This window comes from Planctomycetota bacterium (genome assembly GCA_026387035.1).
Classification (GTDB): Bacteria; Planctomycetota; Phycisphaerae; order FEN-1346; family FEN-1346; genus JAPLMM01.
Genome location: JAPLMM010000166.1, coordinates 1 through 2,347, shown reverse-complemented (window position 1 = coordinate 2,347; position 2,347 = coordinate 1). Strand labels below are relative to the sequence as shown.

3 protein-coding genes are annotated in these 2,347 nt (G+C 65.1%); 1 reads left to right on the top strand and 2 read right to left on the bottom strand.

Going from position 1 to position 2,347, the window contains the following annotated elements; all coding sequences use genetic code 11:
• On the bottom strand, positions 1 to 221 hold a 221-nt coding region (locus NTX40_05765), incomplete at its 3' end, for an HTH domain-containing protein (GenBank protein ID MCX5648590.1).
• A gap of 11 nt (positions 222 to 232) precedes the next feature.
• Complete coding sequence (locus NTX40_05760) at positions 233 to 481, bottom strand: HTH domain-containing protein (GenBank protein ID MCX5648589.1); 249 nt, start codon at positions 479 to 481, stop codon at positions 233 to 235.
• A 432-nt stretch (positions 482 to 913) separates the two neighbouring features.
• Here NTX40_05760 and polX point away from each other — a divergent pair.
• The coding region (gene polX, locus NTX40_05755) for a DNA polymerase/3'-5' exonuclease PolX (GenBank protein ID MCX5648588.1) at positions 914 to 2,347 on the top strand (1,434 nt) is incomplete at its 3' end.

Genomic DNA, 2,347 nt, shown 5'->3' with positions numbered 1-2,347 from the left:
AGGTTGATGGGCGGCAGGAAGCCGGTCTGGTGGATCTGGTATCCGCCGTCTTTGCGGTCGTAGTAGAAGGGGATGCCGGCGGCCTCGATCATGTTGAGGTCGCGGTAGATGGTTCGACGCGAGACGCTGCACTCGGCGGCGAGTTCGTCGGCGTTGAAAAAGCGTCGGCCTTCGAGGAGGGTGATGATCTTCAGGACGCGATGGAGTCGTCCGACGTCCACGGGGAATCCCTTCATCCCGGTGCGTCTGCGGCGGCTTGGGGCCAGTGGTACGGCACATGGTATCGGCGGTCGCCGTTTCGCCGGACCAGGGGAACGTCCGCCTCCACCAGCAGCCGCAGGTCGCGGTAAATCGTCCGCTTGCTCACGCGAAAGTGACCGGCGAGGTCCTCCGCACTATAGCACGCGCGCTCCAGAAGCCGCAAGCACTTAATCGTCCGCAACACGCGGCCGTTGGGGCGTCGTCGGCGGGCTCGACGCAAGGCGAAATCCTCCGGTTTTCGGGACGCCTGAATTGTCGGGGCGAGACGCAGGCAACCAAGGGCGCGAACGCTTCACTGTGCCGGTAGTATGTCACTGCGGGATGTTGCGTGTGGCCGGTCGGCGGCGGGGCGGCCTCGCGGTTCCGGCGAAACGAGAGAATAGGCGCGACTCGCCGCCGAAGGTATACTAGTGGAGCGTCAACCTTGAACGTGCCGGCGGGGGTGCCATGCTTTCGCTTGCGAAATCATGTTTCCGACAGGCTGAGTGGCACGGCCGGTCTTGTCCGGCCGTGCGGGAGTCACGGCGGGGCAAGGCCCGCCGTGCCACACGGGCAACATGCTTTCGCAACAGCGCGAAAGCATGGCACCCGCAAGAACACCGTTGACGCTCCACTAGTAAGAGCGACGGGAAACCTCCGAGAGGAAGCGGGCATGGAAAACGCCGAGGTGGCGGCGGTCTTCGACCAGATCGCCGACATCCTGGAAATCCAGGACGAGAACGCCTTCCGCATCCGGTCCTATCGGAACGCGGCCGGGACGATCCGCGATTATCCCGAGCGGATGGAAGACCTGGCGGCCGGCGGGGCGGACCTGACCGAACTGCCGGGCATCGGCAAGAACCTGGCCGAGAAAATTCACGCGATCCTCGCGACGGGGACGTGCCCGACGCTCGAGGACCTTCGGAAGCAAATCCCGCCGCACTTGACGGACCTCCTCCGGGTGAAGGGCCTCGGGGCGAAACGGGCGAAACTCCTTTACGAAAGGTTGGGCATCTCGACGCTCGGCGAGTTGAAAAAGTATGCCGAGGCCGGCGGAATACGCGACCTCGAAGGAATGGGAGAAAAGACCGAGCAGAACATCCTCAAGGGCCTGGCCACCCTCGAGGCCGAGGCGGGCCGCATCAGCATCAAGACCGCCGCCGAGCAGGCGGCGGCGATCGGCCGGCACCTGGAGCGGACGAAAGCGATCCGGCGATGGGAACCGGCGGGCAGTTTCCGCCGACGACGCGAAACGATCGGCGACCTGGATATCCTGGTGCTGGCGGTGGACCGTAAGAAGGCCGTCGAGGCCATCCTTGCCTACGAGCCGATCGAGGACCGCCTCGCCGTCGGCGAGGAGAAGGTCTCGGTGCGCCTGGCGAGCGGGCTGGAGGTGGATTTTCGGTTTTTCGACGCGGCCGAGTTCGGCGCGGCCATGATGTATTTCACGGGCTCGAAAGCCCATAACATTGCGGTGCGGAAGCGCGCGCAGAAACGGAAATGGAAACTGAACGAGTACGGCCTCTTTGCGGGGAAGCGCCGGATCGCCGGCAAGAGCGAGGAGGAAGTCTATAAGAAACTCGGCTTGGCGTGGATCCCGCCGGAACTGCGCGAGGACCGCGGCGAAGTGGAGGCGGCCGAGAAGAAACGCCTGCCCGCGCTGGTCGAGGAAAAGGACATCCGCGGCGACATGCACGCCCACACCGATGCGACCGACGGCCGGGCGACCGTCGAGGAAATGGTCGAGGCGGCACGGAAGCGCGGATACCGATACCTGGCGATCACGGACCATTCGCAGGCGGTGACGGTGGCGCACGGGCTGACGGCCGAGCGGCTCAGGCGACAGGCGGACCGCGTGCGAGAACTCGCCGCACGCGTGAAGAACTTCTGGCTCCTCGCGGGCATCGAGGTGGATATTCTGAAGGACGGCCGACTCGATTTGCCGGAGAAGGTTCTCGAAGGGCTGGACTGGGTCGTCGCGAGCGTGCACAGCGTCTTCGAGATGGACGAGGCGAAGATGACGGAGCGGCTGCTGGCGGCCATCGGGTCGGGCGTTGTAGACTGCATTGGGCATCCGTTCGGCCGGCTCATCGGGAGCCGCGACCCC